Here is a 14,743-nt window from a genome sequence, read left to right as displayed (position 1 = left end):
GCTGCGGATGAAGCAGTTCGAACGGTTGTTGAAGGCGGCGCGGGAGCGGGGTGGCGGCGGGCCGCGGATCGGCCGTCCATGTTGTCTGCCGCTTGCCGACCAGGTGCTGGTGGTAGCGGTCTGCTACCGGACGAACCTCACCATGCGGTAGCTCGCCCCGCTGTTCGGGGTGTCGCCGGCGACGGTGTGCAGGGTCATCCAGCGGATACGCCCCCTCCTCGCGCAGGGAGGGACCTGGTGCGGGAACGCTGGCCCGGCAGAAGCACGGACCGAAGGGCGCGGAGGTCGAGTACGGTGATCGTACAGTGCGGAGCAAGGGGGAAAGCGCAGATGAGCGGTACCGGGGTCAACCTTGACGCCCTGGCGGAGTTCAACGTGGCCGTCGTCCTCGAAGCGATCCGTCGCCACCCGCGGGGTGTGACCCGCATCGAGATCTCCACGCTCACGGCTCTCAGCGGCATGACCGTGTCGAACGTGTGCCGAAGGCTCGTCGAGGCCGGTCTGGTGATCGAGGAGACCACACCGGCCAGGGGCCGCGGCAAGCCGCCGAAGATCCTCACCCTGAACCGGGACGGCGGGTTCGCGGTCGGCGTGCACATCGATCCCGCCGTGATCACCTACGCGCTGATCGACCTGTCCGGGCAGGTGCGCGAGCGAATCCGTACGGCGACGCCCACCGTGCAGGACGGGGCGAAGGTGGTGCGGGAGATGGCCGCGATGGTCGACGCCCTCCTGTTGACCGCCGACGTCGACCGCGCGCAGGTCCTCGGCGTCGGCGTGGCGTCGCCGGGCCCGCTGGATCCCGCCACTGGCGTTGTGCTCAACCCCCCGATGCTGCCCGGCTGGCAGCGGGTGCAGCTGCGCACGGCACTCCAACTCGCCACCGGTCTGCCGATTCTCATCGAGAAGGACGCCACGGCGGCGGTCGTGTCGGAGCTGTGGTTCAGCGAGCCGGGGGAACGGCGCAGCTTCGCGTTCCTGTACTACGGATCGGGCTTCGCGACCGGAATCGCCATAGACGGCACGGCAGTTCGCGGAGTGAGCTCGAACGCCGGTGACACCGCCCATGTCCCGGTCGACCCCGACGGGCCGACCTGCTGGTGCGGCAGGCGGGGCTGCGTCGGCCTGGTGGCGGCTCCGCGCACACTCGTCGCACACGCGGTGCGCGACGGCGTCCTGACGGCGGATCAGGCAGGCGACACCACGGATGTGCTGCAAGTCGGCGCGGCGTTCGGTCTGTTGACGGACGCGGCCGATGCCGGCGATCCGCATGCGGTGGAGATCCTCACCGTGGCAGCGCGGCAGATCGCCGAGGCCCTGGTCGTCGTCATCGATCTGCTCGACGTCGGGGAGGTCGTGTTCGGCGGACCCTTCTGGTCCCGGCTCGCGCCCATCGGGCTGACGGCTGTGACCGAGGCCGTGCGCTCCGATCGCGGGCTCGTGGTGCCCCACGACATTCGCTTCAGTGAATCGTCAATTCCCGGCGATGTGGCCGCCGTCGGCGCGGCCACCCTCGTCCTGGACGACTCCTTCTCGCCGCGTCCGGAGGCGCTGCGCATCGGTACCCCGGGCGACGCCGGGGCTCGAATTTCAACACCCTGATATGTAAATCGAGCCTCGGAGATTCCTGCGCGCCGTGCCGGAGCGGCTCAGCCCTGGGTGTTTTCGTCGTACCTACCTCATGAACGACACCCGGACCGTACCCGTCCTGGAGGGACGGACACATCCGGCGGCCGGCACGGTGACCGTCGACGTAACGGCCACCGTGCGGCGCTGAGTCAGGTTGGGCCTGTCAGCAGTAGAGGTTGTTGCCGGGGGTGACTCCGGGGATGGAGGTGATGCGGTTGTAGGCGTCGACGCGGCTTTGGACCTGGGCGGGGTTGCGGCCGTCGCATTCGAGGCAGCCGTTGATGGAGCGGATGGTCTGGCCGAAGCCGGCGCCGTTGACCATGGCGTTGTGGGGGGTCATGGTGCCGGGGCCGCTTTGGGTGTTCCAGCACCACAGGCCGGTCTTCCAGGCGACGGCGGAATCGTTCTGGACCAGCCAGGGGTTGTTGAGTAGGTCGATGCCCAGGGCGTCGCCCGCGGCCTTGTAGTTGAAGTTCCAGGACAGCTGGATGGGTCCGCGTCCGTAGTAGGCGGCCTGGCCGGCCGGGCAGCCGTAGGGCTGGCTCCAGTCGCAGTAGGTGGGGTAGTTGGCGGTGTTCTGCTCGACCACGTACACCAGTCCGCCGGTCTCGTGGCTGACGTTGGCCAGGAAGGCGGCGGCTTCTTGCTTCTTGGTGGTGTCGGAGCCGGTGGTGGCGAAGCCGGGGTAGGCGGACAGGGCGGTGGTCAGGCCGCTGTAGCTGTAGAACGAGTTCCGGCTGGGGAAGATCTGGTTGAACTGTGCTTCGCTCACCACGAAGCCGGAGGGGTTGGTGCCGCCGCCGCTGGCGGGTGCGGTCCATTTCTGGTTGGCGGCGCCGGTGCAGGTCCAGATCTGCAGGCGGGTGGCGTTGGCGGTGTTGGCGCCGGCGACGTCGACGCATTTGCCGGCCAGGCCGGTGATGCGGCCGTCCGCGGCGTAGGCCGGAGTGACGGCGAACAATGTAGTCATCGCGGCGGCCAGTACGAAGGTGAGTACGAGCCAGACCACAGATCTGTGTCCGTGACGGACGCTCGCAAGCTGGGGAGTGGACACGAGAATGAGCTCCTGGGGATGAGGGGACAAGCGGGGGCTTGGGGGTCGTGCAGCGGGCGAACCGTGGTGTCAGTTCAGGACGGTCTGCGTGACGACGATGTGGCCGGCATCGGGATTGAGGACCCCGCCCAGACGGTCGAACGCACCGTCGGTCAGGTCGAGGCACTTGGGTTCCTGCGGGGTCTGTGCGAACGTCCCGCGGTCGTTGATCCGTACGGTCAGGGAGCGGCCGTTGGCGACATTGGTGACCAGGACGCGGGTGCCGAACGGCAGTTGGGGCTGCCAGGAGAGCGAGGTGGCCGCCGTGTCGGCGTTGTTGTCGAAGACCTCACCGCTGGCCGTCAGGGCACCCGCGGGCTGCGGGCCGTAGTGTGTGGCCCAGCACTGCTCCTGGCTGCCCGAGGAGGCAGGGGCGTTCCACTTCTGGTTCGCCGCGCCCGGCATGATCCTTGCTCCAGAGTCCGCCGGCGTTCTTGAAGATGTCGTCGCCAAGGTGCTGGAGACCGGCGAGCCTGTCTTCGACGTGCTTTACAGCAGCCCCACACCGGCCGACTTGAGCCATCCACGGATCTGGTCCTGTTCCCTTTTCCGGCTGTCGGACGCCGACGGAAGTCCCTCGGGGTGGGCGAGTCCTCCTTCGACATCACGAACCGGTACGAAGCGGGGGTGCGCGTGGCGCTTCTTGGCCGTGCCAGCCGGATCGGCACCAGCCTCGACGTCGCACGCACGGCGCAGGACCTGGCCGCAGTGGTCGTACCCGACTTCGCGGACCGCGTCGAAGTCGACCTCACGGAACACGTCTTGAGTAGCGGCCTTTCCTCATTCGGCCATTACCAGAGCGCTACGTCCTTGCGGCGGGTGGCCGAGCTCAGCGCACAGCTGACACCTGGTTCCGTGCCGAGACTCGGGCTGCTTTTCTCTGCTGAGGCCGGCGGCCCGCGCCGCATTGTGCTGCCTCTCACCTCGCGTGACACCGTGCTCGGGACGGTGACCCTCACCCGCACGCCGCCGCGCTATCCGTTTGCGGCTCAAGACATCACGCTGGCAGAGGAGTTGGTCTCCCGTACCGCCGTGTGCATTGACAACGCCAGCCGCTACGCGCGTGAGCACACGACGGCTCTGACCTTGCAGCGCAGCCTTCTGCCGCAGGTCGTCTCCCAGCCCACTGGCGTCGAGGTCGCCCACAGATACGTGCCCACTGCCGATCCGTTCGGCGTCGGAGGGGACTGGTATGACGTCATCCCGCTCTCTGGCGCGCGCGTGGGGCTCGTCGTGGGGGACGTGGTGGGCCACGGGCTCAACGCCGCTGCCACGATGGGGCGACTGCGGACCACCGTCCGTGCTCTTGCCGCACTGGATCTCACGCCCGACGAGCTCCTGGCCCGCCTGGACGACTTGGTCGGGCAGGCCCAGGTGGGTATCCATCGGACGTGCAGTGACGCGCCGGAAGACCAGGCGCTCGGTGCGACCTGCCTGTATGCCATCTACGATCCCGTCACCGCCGTCAGCACCGTCGCAAGCGCGGGTCACCCGCCCCCCATCGTCACTGTGCCGGGGCATCCTCCGGAACTCCTTGAACTGTCGGCGGGGCCACCGCTCGGAATCGGCGGCCTGCCCTTCGAGTGCGCCGAAGCTCACTTGGCGGAGGGGAGCCTGTTGGCTCTCTACACCGATGGACTGGTCGAATCCCGGCGCGAGGCGGTGGACAGCGGTATGGCGAGTCTGCGCCATGCCCTCGTCGATCCCGCGCAGCATCTCGACGCCCTGTGCGACGTGATCACCGCGCCGGTCTCCGCCGTGTCGGCCGAAGACGATGCGACGCTGCTTCTGGTGCGCGTCAAGTCACTCCCCGCCGAGAACACGGCAAGTTGGCGAGTGGCTCGTGATCCCTCAGCCGTTGCCGGGATTCGAGAGCATGCGCGGGTTCAGCTTGAGCAGTGGGGACTGGAGGAAATCACCTTCGTCACCGAACTTGTGGTGAGCGAGCTGGTGACGAACGCGATTCGCTACGGAAGCGAGCCCATCACCCTCAGGATGCTTCGGGAGCAAAGCAGGACCCTCATTTGCGAAGTCACCGACGGGGCGCACACGTCGCCCTATCTGCCGCGCGCCATCAACGACGAAGGTGGCCGGGGCCTTTTCCTGGTGGCCCAGTGCATGGACCAGTGGGGGACGCGCTACACACGAGAAGGCAAGATGATCTGGGCGGAGATCAAACTTGACGTCTGACCACTAGGCCGTTTCTGATGGCTCTTGGTGTGCTGGGTGGATCTCGTGGTTGGCCGGGCAGGACGTCCGTATGGTGCGGCGACACGAGCTCACGGACGCGCAGTGGCGGAAGATCGAGCCTCTCCTGCCCGGCAACGGGAAGCCGGGTGGGCAGTGGGCGGATCACCGCAGGGTGATCAATGGGGTGTTGTTCCGGGCGCGGACCGGGGTGCCCTGGCCTGATCTGCCGGAACGGTACGGTCCCTGGCAGACCGTTTACGAGCGTCATCGTCGCTGGTCGGCGGACGGCACCTGGACGGCCGTCCTGGAGGAGCTGCAGATCGAGGCGGATGCCGGCGACCCGGACGGGGCGCTCGCCCGCCGGGCGGAGCGTCAGGAGTGGGCCGTGAACATCGACTCGGCCTCCTGCCGGGCGCATCAGCACGCGGCCGGGGCGCCCCGCAGGCCTCCGGCCGACCACCCGCAAAAGGGGGCGGGGTGCGTGAGGAGGCAGATGGGCGTGAGGCGTTGGGGCGCTCGCGGGGCGGGCTGACCGGCAAGGTCCATCTGCTGTCCGATGACCGGGCGCGCCCGCTGCACTGGCTGACCTCGCCCGGTCAGCGGGGTGACAGCCTGATGTTCGCCCCGGTGCTGGACGGCTTACGCATCCGGCGCCACGGGGCGGGCCGCCCGCGCAGCCGACCGGACCGGGTGCGCGGCGACAAGGCGTACTCCAGCCGGGACAACCGTGCCTACCTGCGACGGCGCGGCATCAAGGCCACCATCGCCCAGCCCGATGACCAGCTGGCCCACCGCAAGCGCCGGGGACGGGCCGGTGGCCGGCCACCGGCCTTCGGCAAGGCCCGGTACCGCCACCGCAACGCGGTCGGGCGATGCGTGAACAAGTGGAAGCAGTTCCGCGCGGTGGCCACCCGCTATGACAAGCGGGACTACGTCTTCAACGGCACCCTCACCGTCACCGCGATCGTCATCTGGCTCCGCGACATCGTCCAAGAGCCATCAGAAACGACCTAGTCCTCGTCGTGCAGTCGGTTGCGCAGGCGCTTGCGGACCTCGGGCTTGTTGACCTTCTTGCGCAGTTCGGACCACTGGCCATCGTCGGGGAGGGGGTTCAGCTCGGAGCCCGACCACACGTTGGTGCCGGCGCCGCCGACCGCGTTTGCGAGGTGCTGGATCGTCATCTGCAGGACGGATGACTTGCCGGGACAGGACCGCATCCGGCACCTGACCGTCGCCCTACCGCCCCACTACGCCGCCCGCCTCTTCGAGGCTCAGGTGGTCCGGTTCACGGACATCGAGCACCTCGAGTGGAGGTCTTCGCTGCGTTGTCCGGGGTGATTCTTGTTTTGGTGTCCGGGGGTAGATGGGTGCCGTTGGCCGGGATGGTGGGTGTGTTTTACGGGGGGTGACCGGTGGGTGGATGGGGTGTGGTTGTGGACGGGTAGTGAGGATCGGCTGGTCACTGGTTGAGAATTTGCTGGTCAGCGGGGTGAAGGCTCCAATGGGGTAGGGTCCTTCTTGATCGTTTTCGGTGGGTGTGCGTGCCCGGTCTGCGGTGGGGGAGCGTGGGGTGGGCTCGGTTGGGGCTGCGGCGGATGCCGGTGTGTTGCGGCCGGTCGCGGTGCGGCGGCTGCTGGCGCTTGAGTCTCGGGGGGAGTTGACGGCGAGTCATCGGCGGATGGTCGCTGACACGCTGGCGGTGTCCGAGCGCACGGTGCGTCGGTGGCTTGTGGCAGCACGAGAAGAGGGCCGTCTGGAGCGGGCTGAGCGCCGCCGGTTCACTCTCACGCCGCAGTTGACTCGTCGGCTTGCGTTTCATCGGGGGAACGCGGTCGCCTTGCACCGGGAGTTGGTGGCTGAGGCGGCCGTGGCGGGTGATGCGGTGCCGTCTTTGGCGACGTTGTACCGGGCGGTGGAGCGGGATGTGTCGCCGGGGGTGCGGGCGGGGATGCGTGGTGGTGAGGCTGCCCGCCGGGATCATGACGTGTTTCTTGAGCGGCCTGCCGGTCACCGTAATGAGGTGTGGGAGGCCGACCACGTCCAGGTGAAGGTTGAGGTGGACATCGACGGGGCTCTCGGGCGTCCGTGGGTGACCTGGTTCATCGACTGCGCGACGCGGGTGATCGTGGGGTTCGCGGTCACCGCGCAGGTCCCTTCCCGGGAGTCGGTGCTGGTCGCGCTCAGGGATGCGATCTCGCGTGAGGGAGAGCACGGCCCGTTCGGCGGTCTGCCGGGGGCGGTGCGGGTGGACCGCGGTAAGGACTTCCTGTCCCGCACGGTGGGTGAGGCGCTCGGGGCGTTCGCGGTCCCGGTGGTGGACCTTCCCGGCTACAGCCCGCATCTCAAGGGCACGGTGGAAGCGTTGAACAAGGCCGCCAAGCAGATGTTCTTCGCCCAGTTGCCTGGTTACACCGCCGCGCCGCGTCTGAAGGGCGGCAAGAAGCCGGCCGCCGAGCAGCGGCTGCTGCCGCTGGAAGCGTTCATCGAACTGCTGGGGCAGTGGGTGGCCTGGTGGAACACCGAGCACCGGCCGCGCTCGCTTGCCGGCCGTACACCCGCGGCCGTGTGGGAGGAGGATCTGACCCCAGTCGAGGATGCGGAGCCGGGCGCGCTGCACATGTTCACCCTCGAGGACGACGGCCGGGTGCGCACTCTTACCGGCAAGGGGGTGCGCTGGCGGAACCGGCATTACGTCGACTCCTGGATGACCGGGCAGGCGGGGCGGAAAGTGCGGCTGCGTTACATGCCGCACCACGAGCACGAGATCGAGGTCTACGACGCCGTGAGCGGGCGGCACTTGGGGTCGGCGTACCTGTCGAACCGGGCGAGTGCGGAGCAGATCCGCGAGATGAAGCGGGTCCGTGCCAGAGAGGCCGACCGGCTCAAGCGGCTGCTGGTGGCGGCGGAGAAGGACCGCGCCACCCGCTACGCGGCGGCTACCCGCGGTACGCCGGCCGAAGTGCTCGGCACGGTCACTGAAGTGGAGGCCGAGGCGGGTCTGCGTGCGGTTGCCGCCGCGGACCTGACCAAGGTGGCGTTGCCCGGCTATCTGTCGCTGCCCGCTCAACTGCCCGTGTCCTGGACCGCGCCGAACAGCGAGGTCGCTGCTGCCCCTGCCGATGATGACCACGAAAGCACCCTTGCCGCGCGATGAACGCCATACCCGCCGTCCGCCCCTCATCGGCCCGCCCGCGACGGGGCCCGCTGCCGCCGCCCCGCAAGGACCACTACCTGTCGCTGCCCGACGCGCATGTGATGGGCACGGCGGCGATGAAGGAGACGCTGGCCAATGTGGGCGAGGTGATCGCCGCTCGCGGGATGATGTGCGTCTACGGGGCGGCCGGACTGGGCAAGACGATGTCGGTCAACGCCTCGCTGCGGGAGCTGGCCCCGGGCGCGACGCGCCGGATCGAGTTCCGCGGCCGGCCCACCGTGCTGGACATCCGCCGCAACCTGTTCAACGTGCTCGGTCTGCCGGGCAGGCCGCCCAGGCAGCCGACCGCGTTCGACACCCTGCTGAAAGACGTGCTCGCAGACCAGTTCCGGGTCCTGGTCTGCGACGAGGCGCAGTGGCTGCGGGAGGAGTCCTTCGAGTACTTCCGGCACCTGTTCGACGACCTGTACACCGACATTGCGGTGGTCTTCGTCGGCGGCGGCAACACCTACGAGGTCCTGGCCAGCAAGGACATGCTGGCCTCCCGGGTGCACATCTGGCAGGAGTTTCGGCCGCTGACCCGCGAGGAGGTTCTGACCACGATCCCCGTCTACCATCCGGTGTGGCACGGCGTGGATCCCGATGACCTGCTGTACTGCGACGACGTGGCCGCCCACGGCGTCTTCCGCACCTGGGCCAAGATCACCTACCACCTGGGGCGGGCCTTGGAGGCCACCCCCGGCCTTGAGGTCAACCGGGACCTGCTGCGCTGGGTCTTCAGCAAGCTCGGCCGCCGCACCCTGCCCTGAGCACTCCCGGCCCGCCCGCATCTGTCCGCCGCGCCCTTGCGCCGGCCCGAGACGCCACGTACCCGTGAACGACACATCCCCTGCCGTAACCGTCCTGCTCGATCCCGGCGACGATGCCGCTGTCACCCGCGCGGCGCTCGCCGGCCACGCTCCGGCGGCCGGCTGCGTCACCGTCCACCCCGCCCCGGGCACCACCAGCGACCGGTACTTCGCCCACGACCTCTTGGCGGCGCTGGGCAAGCCTGCGCACCTTCCGGGCTTTCCAGACTCGCGCGCTCCGGTGTGGGAGGCCGCCACCGCGTGGCTGGCGGCGATCCCCGTAAGGCGCCTGACGGTTGTTCGCGCTCATCTGCTCACCCGTATGCGTCTGCAGCGCCTGCTCGACCTGCGGGCGTTCACCGGAGCGGATCTGGTCCTGGTGTGCCACCGCTCCCGCCTGACCGCTGCCCTGCGCGACGCTCTCACCGGCGTGCCCCACACGCTCGTCCAGGCCTTGGCCGCCGACGACATCCTCGCCGGGGTGTCCGCGCCTGGCCCGGACCGGCCTGCCGCGCCGCCGCGAGTTGTTGGCCGCTGGATCACCGTGCCGGCGTTGGAGCGGCTGGGGGACTGGGATGGATCGGACCACTGCATCGGGTGCGTCCCGCCGCCTATCAGGTGGCGCTACCGGCCCCGGCCCCGGCCACGCTCGCCGCAGACCACTGCGGAGATTGCCCGCCGTATCCATGCCGCGACCGCGCACCCCCGCCTGGCCGCCGCGCTGGCCGCCACCGTCTTCACCGGCGCCTCAGGGCAGCAGTTGGGCACCGCCCGCCTCACGGACTGGCGCGAGGAAGCCGCCGCCCTGGCCCTGCACGACCCGCTCGGGCAGATCGATGGCTGCGCCGTCCACCCCGTGCCCGCCTGGGCGGCCGTCTTCCTCCGTGCCGCCGCCCACTTCATCCGCCTCGCCCCCACGCCTGGCACACCCCTGCTTGTCCAGCCCGAGGAGCACCCTGCCCTGCTTCGGCTCGCCGAACAGGTCCGGCTGCGCCCGCCTCAGCCCAGCACTGACAGGGAGCGCGCCGCCGTTCCTGCCCGTGGGATCGACTGGTTCTACCGCGAGCTGAAGGAGACAGGCATGGATGCTGAGGTGCCCCAGCCGCCCCAGCGCCCGCGACTGCGGGTACGACGTGTCAAGAAGCCGTCGGCTGGCGCACCATGACCAGGCCGCGCAGAACCCTTGCGAACTGCTCCCCGAAGCCGACCCGGGTGACCTGTTCAGCGCTGACGAGCGTGACGCCGGTCGGCAGGACGACCAGTTGTACGAGTCGACTACGCGGATGCCGGCGACTGGTTGGAGCTGTCCGAGTCTGCGGGCGGTAGTGCTCCTGGCGGCGGGTCGGGTGGTGGCTGGGGGGTGGTGGCGGGGGCTGTGGCCTGCCGGTAGGTGATGATGGCTTGGATTCTTTTTTCGGGGTCTGTTATCTGGTCCAGTGTGGCTGCGAATTTCTCGTCGACGAGTGTTCCTTTTCGTTGTCGGGCGTGTTCGAGGATCAGGCTGGTGAGGGGGACGGCGAGGTAGGCCGCGATGACGATTGCTCCTATGGCCCACCAGGGTGCGCCGCCCAGGGCACCTGCGAGGACGGCGGGGAGTCCGGCCAGGAGGCTGGTGATGGGGGCAAGGGAGGACGAGTTCATCGCGTGGATGCCCTTCCAGCACGTGACGGCGGGGCCGCCTCATGCCTGAACGAGCCGTGCGGGGACGGCTGGGACGGGGAGAGGCGGCACGGGTGTGCCGTGGTGTGAGGGCATGCCGAGGGCCGACGCCGCCGCGGGGCGGGCCGGTGGTGTTTTACGGCAGGCATGTCAGCCCCTCGGGAGGCCGGTTCGCTGGTCCCGTGGGGTGGTTTAGAGGGTTTGTTCGGCGGTTTTTGCGGAGGAGGTTTTCTTTGGCTTTTTGGGCAGGGTGGGCTACATGTGGTAGCTAACAAAAAGAATGCTGATAAAGCCCTTAAGCCGGTTCATTTAACCTTTTCCGCGCCGCCTTTCTCTTCCTCGTTGGCCTCGTGCATCCTCCTGCGGGCACGCCAGACCTGCCCACCAGTATCGGTCATCACGGCACCGTCCGCAGCCTGTTCGGCCAGATAGTCGCGAAGATCCCGACGGTCGCGACTGGTTGAGAGGGGCAGCGGACCAAGGGCGGGTGGGCCAGTTCCCCTGTGGCTGACCCGCCTGGAGGCGACGCCGGTACTGGATTCTGCTGCCGCGGACAGCCGCCCCGGTTTCAGCTCCAGCGCATGCCGAGGGCGTTGAGCGCGTTGATGCGCTGCGGGGGCAGTTTCGCTCTGCGGGAGCGCTGGTTGGATATCCATATGCCCAGTCTGATCTCGGTGCCGTCGGTGATTTCCACATGCTTGCGGGGGACGTTCAGGTGCCCTTCGCGCTGGGCGTAGGCAGCCGCTGCGGCGAGGTTCCGTGTGAACTTGTCGTCGTGGGGGACGCGCACTGCGCCCTGCACACCGCCGTCCCCCGGCGTGACGCCGAGTTCGGCCAGCAGCCGCCTCTGCTCTGGGTAGAGGACGTCCCAGTCGGCTTGCTGGCGGGCCAGCCAGGCGCCGATGTCTTCCCCGGCCATCATGTGCCCGGGCGCGATCTCCACCGCTCCTCCCGCGGCGACATGCTGCCGCAGCAGGACGTAGCGGCGCTGCCAGACAAGCGGCCACTCGGGACACCAGTACGGGTCGACCTCGGCCAGTGCCGCCTTGCGCCGATCGTTCAATGCCCCTCGTGCGCCGACGGCAAGGCGTGCCTCCCGGCGCCGGTTGGCCAGCCATGTCCCGATCGGGTAGCCGTCCACGACGGCGTCGTGCCCGGCCGCGAGGTGGTCGTGGACGGCGTGGTAGGCGCGGGCTATCGACAACCCTGTCTGGAAGGCGTGGTCGGGGTGGCTCCACACCATGCTGAGGCGTTCCAGCGCGTCGATGCGCACCGCGGCCAGCCGGCCGGTCCCGTAGGCCTTGCGCTGCTCGGCGATCCACTGTCCCAGCGGGAAGCGGCCGTCCTTGGAGTGGAAGGGAACGTTCAGGTGGCCGTGGGCCGCGTGGAAGCGGCGGGCGGCCGCCCAGCCGCGCAGCCACCCGCGGCGCTCCACGTTGATCACCCGCAGTCTCACGAACTCCGCGATGTCGGCGGGATCCCGGGCGGTGGCGAACAGCAGCGGCCCCTCCTGCTCGGCCGTGCCTGCAGCATCCCCACCGGGCCAGGCGGCGAGCCGGTCGATCACGTCGGTGTCGTGGGCGGCGAGCGCGGCCAGGACCTTGACCAGTGGCAGATAGGAGCCGGACGCCAGCCAGTCCTCGCTGCGCTCTCCGGGGGCCAGGAAGACCGGCACCAGCAGTGAGGCGACCTTGTCCCCGCGCGGGCCTTGCCGCAGCGCGCGCCCGACGGTCTGGACGGTGTCGACGATCGACTCCCGAGGATCGCTGAAGACCACCGCGTCCACCTCGGGGATGTCGACGCCTTCGGCCAGTACCCGGGCGCTGGAGAGCACACAGCGCTCCACCACGACCCCGTCCGCGCCCCACCCGCGGGCGAACTGCTCCAACACCGCTCGCCGGTGGACCATGCCATGGCCGCCGTGCAGCCAGCCGGACCATACCCGCCGCGGATGGACCGCCGGATCCGCAGACCACAGGCGCCCGGAGGCCTCCGGCACCGCTCGGGTGAAGACGCGGGCGTCCGCGACGCGGTGATGGAACGTCATCACCCGCGTCAGCTGGTGGGCCGACGCGGCCTTGAGAACGGCCGTCTGCAACGCCTCCAGCCGCACCGCTCCCGCCCTGGCGCCGGAGCCCTCCTCATCCGGTGCCGTCGCTGCCACAGCGGGATCGCGGATCTCCAGCACGATGATCTGGTAACGGGCCAGCAGCCCGCGACCAATGGCCTCAGCCAGCGACAGCCGGTACACCACCGGGCCGAACACCGACTCGTCGCCCATCGAGGCCACCAGCGGCTTCTCGCCCTCCACCCCGCCGTCCTCTGCGGACCAGGGATCGGCGACCCGGGGCGTTGCTGTCAGATACAACCGGCGCTCCGCCGGCAGCACAGCATCGTCATGGACCGCAGCCCACGGCTTGCCCCATGGGCCCGACGTGCGGTGCGCCTCGTCGACGACCATCAGGTCCCACCGCCCCAGATTCGCCCGGTGAGAGGCAGCCAGCACCGGCAGCGACGCGTACGTGGCGAAGACGGTCACCCGTCCCCTCCCACCGGCCCACGCCAGCAGCTGCCGCGCGTCGGTCGTGCACCGGACCCCGGCGGCGTCCAGCCCGGCGTCCGTACGCAGCGAGCAGACCGCCGCCATCGCCCCGGCGCGTCCCGCCTCCCGCCAGGCGGCAACTGTCTGCACCAGCAGATCCAGCGTCGGCACCAGCACCAGCACCCGACCCGAGCGCGCCACTCGCAAGGCGGTGTGCGCACCCATCAAGGTCTTGCCTGTCCCGCACGCCGAAACGATCGTCGCCCGCAGCCCCATACCCGGGAAAGCAGCATTCCCCAGGGCGCGCACCGCCGCGTCCACCGCTTCGGCCTGATGCGCCCGCAACACCGACCTCCCTACGACCAACGAGCCCCCTCTCACCTGCACGAACATGCTCCCTACTGCGGCACTTAGATGTCACTGATTCTGCGACAGAACGTCACCATCACAGGCTCTGCTGCCAGTTGCGGCCTTCCCGCCCTCTGGAGCCAGCTCACCGGTCAGAGATGTATCCAGCTGAACGATGAGTGCTCTCGCGACGCGATGCACCTGGTCTACAGTGAGGGCTGCTTTTTGCTGGGCGCTGCGCAGGTTCGGTGAGCGTCACGCAGTTTCACCGGTCGGCTGCAGCGACAGCCCTGTGCACCACCGCCGCGGAGGCCGTGATCCAGTTTTGATCCGCGTTGCTTTTTGAGGCATCGAGCCCGTGCCAGCCGCAAAGGCTCAACTCGGATCGTAGAGGGCGGTCAGCTGCGGCAGCCGTCGGCGCATCTCCTCGGCATCGTCGAAATCGAACGGTTCGCCCATGCCTTCGCCCTGGGTTACCTCGTCCGTTGCGCGCGCTTTGCTGTAGCTCTCCCAGTCTTCCCAGTAGTCGTCCTCGTCTCCGGTCAGCTGCGCGTAGGCGCGACTGGAGACGAAGCCGAAGTCTTCGGCGAACACAACGTCCTGGTCGCCAGAGGCCACTGCGGCCTGGACGGCGGGATGTTCGGCGAGTATGTCCGGGCAGGCGGCCACTCGTTCGTACCAGTGGGGTCCGAGTGCGACCAGGCCGGCGGTGAAGTCGCTGAACCTGTCATCGGAGCAGCCCTCGCCGATGAGGTAGGCGGCTGCCCATACGTCCCAGCGCTAGACCGCGCTGCGCAGTCGGGTGAAGCGGTGTTCGAACGCGAGGATCTCTTCCGCGGGCAGGGCCGCCAGCTGGGTGGTGACCGCATCCTCAAGAGGCTTGCCGCTGTCTTTGGCGGTACTGAGGAGGTGCCAGAACGCTTCGGTGTCCACGACGGGGAGTCTCCAGCACCCACCCTTGCTGCCGCGGAGGGCCGTAGGCCCGTCCCGCGCGGAGCGCGGGGAAGGCTGGAGCGCAGCGGAAGCCGTGGTCGGGCGGGAGCCCGACCGTAGGTCCGCGCAGCGGACCGTTCGTTCTTGGAGCGCAGCAGAAAGAACGTCAATTCGTGTGCGCAGCACACGAATTGGGTGGCGAGCAACGCGACCCACCTCCGCTCACGCTCCGCGTGAGCGGAACTCCCGTGCGCAGCACGGGAGTTCGCTTGCATCGCGCGTAGCGCGATGGGTGACGGTGTCTCCGCAGTTCAAAGAAGCTGATGCAAGCCCGGGGCCATCGTGCG

At 69.0% G+C, this 14,743-nt stretch carries 11 protein-coding genes and 3 pseudogenes; 8 read left to right on the top strand and 6 right to left on the bottom strand.

Going from position 1 to position 14,743, the window contains the following annotated elements:
• Nucleotides 1-7 precede the first annotated feature (7 nt).
• Nucleotides 8-223: pseudogene (locus AB0F77_RS31010) on the top strand (transposase family protein); the annotation flags it as partial.
• Nucleotides 224-330: 107 nt separating this feature from the next.
• Nucleotides 331-1,602, top strand: a complete 1,272-nt coding sequence (locus AB0F77_RS31005) for an ROK family transcriptional regulator (RefSeq protein WP_358079805.1) — start codon at nucleotides 331-333, stop codon at nucleotides 1,600-1,602.
• A gap of 190 nt (nucleotides 1,603-1,792) precedes the next feature.
• Here the strand turns inward: AB0F77_RS31005 and AB0F77_RS31000 are convergent, their stop codons facing one another.
• On the bottom strand, nucleotides 1,793-2,599 hold the full coding sequence (locus AB0F77_RS31000) for a glycoside hydrolase family 19 protein (RefSeq protein WP_361955073.1): 807 nt from the start codon (nucleotides 2,597-2,599) through the stop codon (nucleotides 1,793-1,795).
• Between the two features lie 153 nt (nucleotides 2,600-2,752).
• The gene (locus tag AB0F77_RS30995) at nucleotides 2,753-3,127 is read right to left on the bottom strand and encodes a septal ring lytic transglycosylase RlpA family protein (protein WP_361955007.1); all 375 of its coding nucleotides are present in this window, start codon (nucleotides 3,125-3,127) and stop codon (nucleotides 2,753-2,755) included.
• A 177-nt stretch (nucleotides 3,128-3,304) separates the two neighbouring features.
• Between AB0F77_RS30995 and AB0F77_RS30990 the strand changes: the two genes are divergently transcribed.
• Both AB0F77_RS30990 and AB0F77_RS30985 read left to right on the top strand, forming a co-directional pair.
• The gene (locus AB0F77_RS30990) at nucleotides 3,305-4,912 is read left to right on the top strand and encodes an ATP-binding SpoIIE family protein phosphatase (protein WP_358079741.1); all 1,608 of its coding nucleotides are present in this window, start codon (nucleotides 3,305-3,307) and stop codon (nucleotides 4,910-4,912) included.
• A gap of 70 nt (nucleotides 4,913-4,982) precedes the next feature.
• Nucleotides 4,983-5,926, top strand: a protein-coding gene (locus tag AB0F77_RS30985; RefSeq protein WP_361955006.1) for an IS5 family transposase whose coding sequence is annotated in 2 segments (ribosomal slippage) — nucleotides 4,983-5,363 and nucleotides 5,366-5,926 — 942 coding nt in all. Because the reading frame shifts where the segments join, the coding sequence is not laid out codon by codon here.
• Here the strand turns inward: AB0F77_RS30985 and AB0F77_RS30980 are convergent.
• Nucleotides 5,923-6,093 carry a hypothetical protein gene (locus AB0F77_RS30980; RefSeq protein ID WP_361955005.1) on the bottom strand — a complete coding sequence of 57 codons (171 nt, stop codon included), beginning with the start codon at nucleotides 6,091-6,093 and terminating at the stop codon, nucleotides 5,923-5,925. The two genes, AB0F77_RS30985 and AB0F77_RS30980, sit on opposite strands and share 4 nt — an antisense overlap.
• Before the next feature lie 25 nt (nucleotides 6,094-6,118).
• On the opposite strand from AB0F77_RS30980, the pseudogene AB0F77_RS30975 reads away from it, so the two are divergent.
• The 4 genes and pseudogenes from AB0F77_RS30975 to AB0F77_RS30960 all read left to right on the top strand — a co-directional run.
• Nucleotides 6,119-6,187 (top strand): annotated as a pseudogene (locus AB0F77_RS30975) (XRE family transcriptional regulator); the annotation flags it as partial.
• Nucleotides 6,188-6,590: 403 nt separating this feature from the next.
• A complete protein-coding gene (locus AB0F77_RS30970; RefSeq protein ID WP_358079598.1) occupies nucleotides 6,591-8,066 on the top strand; it encodes a Mu transposase C-terminal domain-containing protein in 1,476 nt (491 codons plus the stop codon).
• Entirely contained in the window at nucleotides 8,063-8,875 is an 813-nt protein-coding gene (locus AB0F77_RS30965; protein WP_358079596.1) for an ATP-binding protein, read from the top strand. The genes AB0F77_RS30970 and AB0F77_RS30965 overlap by 4 nt, the downstream gene beginning before the upstream one ends.
• Nucleotides 8,876-8,939: 64 nt before the next feature.
• Nucleotides 8,940-10,079: a hypothetical protein gene (locus tag AB0F77_RS30960; RefSeq protein WP_361955004.1), complete on the top strand. Its 1,140-nt coding sequence runs from the start codon at nucleotides 8,940-8,942 to the stop codon at nucleotides 10,077-10,079.
• Nucleotides 10,080-11,141: 1,062 nt separating this feature from the next.
• Here the strand turns inward: AB0F77_RS30960 and AB0F77_RS30955 are convergent.
• The 3 genes and pseudogenes from AB0F77_RS30955 to AB0F77_RS30945 form a co-directional block, all read right to left on the bottom strand.
• Complete coding sequence (locus AB0F77_RS30955; RefSeq protein ID WP_361955003.1) at nucleotides 11,142-13,508, bottom strand: Helicase associated domain protein; 2,367 nt, start codon at nucleotides 13,506-13,508, stop codon at nucleotides 11,142-11,144.
• Nucleotides 13,509-13,838: 330 nt separating this feature from the next.
• Nucleotides 13,839-14,231: pseudogene (locus tag AB0F77_RS30950) on the bottom strand (DUF4240 domain-containing protein); the annotation flags it as partial.
• A gap of 12 nt (nucleotides 14,232-14,243) precedes the next feature.
• Nucleotides 14,244-14,396 (bottom strand): DUF4240 domain-containing protein, encoded by a 153-nt coding sequence (locus AB0F77_RS30945; protein WP_358079590.1) that lies wholly within the window; start codon nucleotides 14,394-14,396, stop codon nucleotides 14,244-14,246.
• Nucleotides 14,397-14,743 lie beyond the last annotated feature (347 nt).

The sequence above is a fragment of the Streptomyces sp. NPDC026672 genome (assembly GCF_040638185.1).
Lineage (GTDB): Bacteria > Actinomycetota > Actinomycetes > Streptomycetales > Streptomycetaceae > Streptomyces.
The sequence above is the reverse complement of the archived record's forward strand: the minus strand, read 5'-3'. Positions and strand labels throughout refer to the sequence as shown.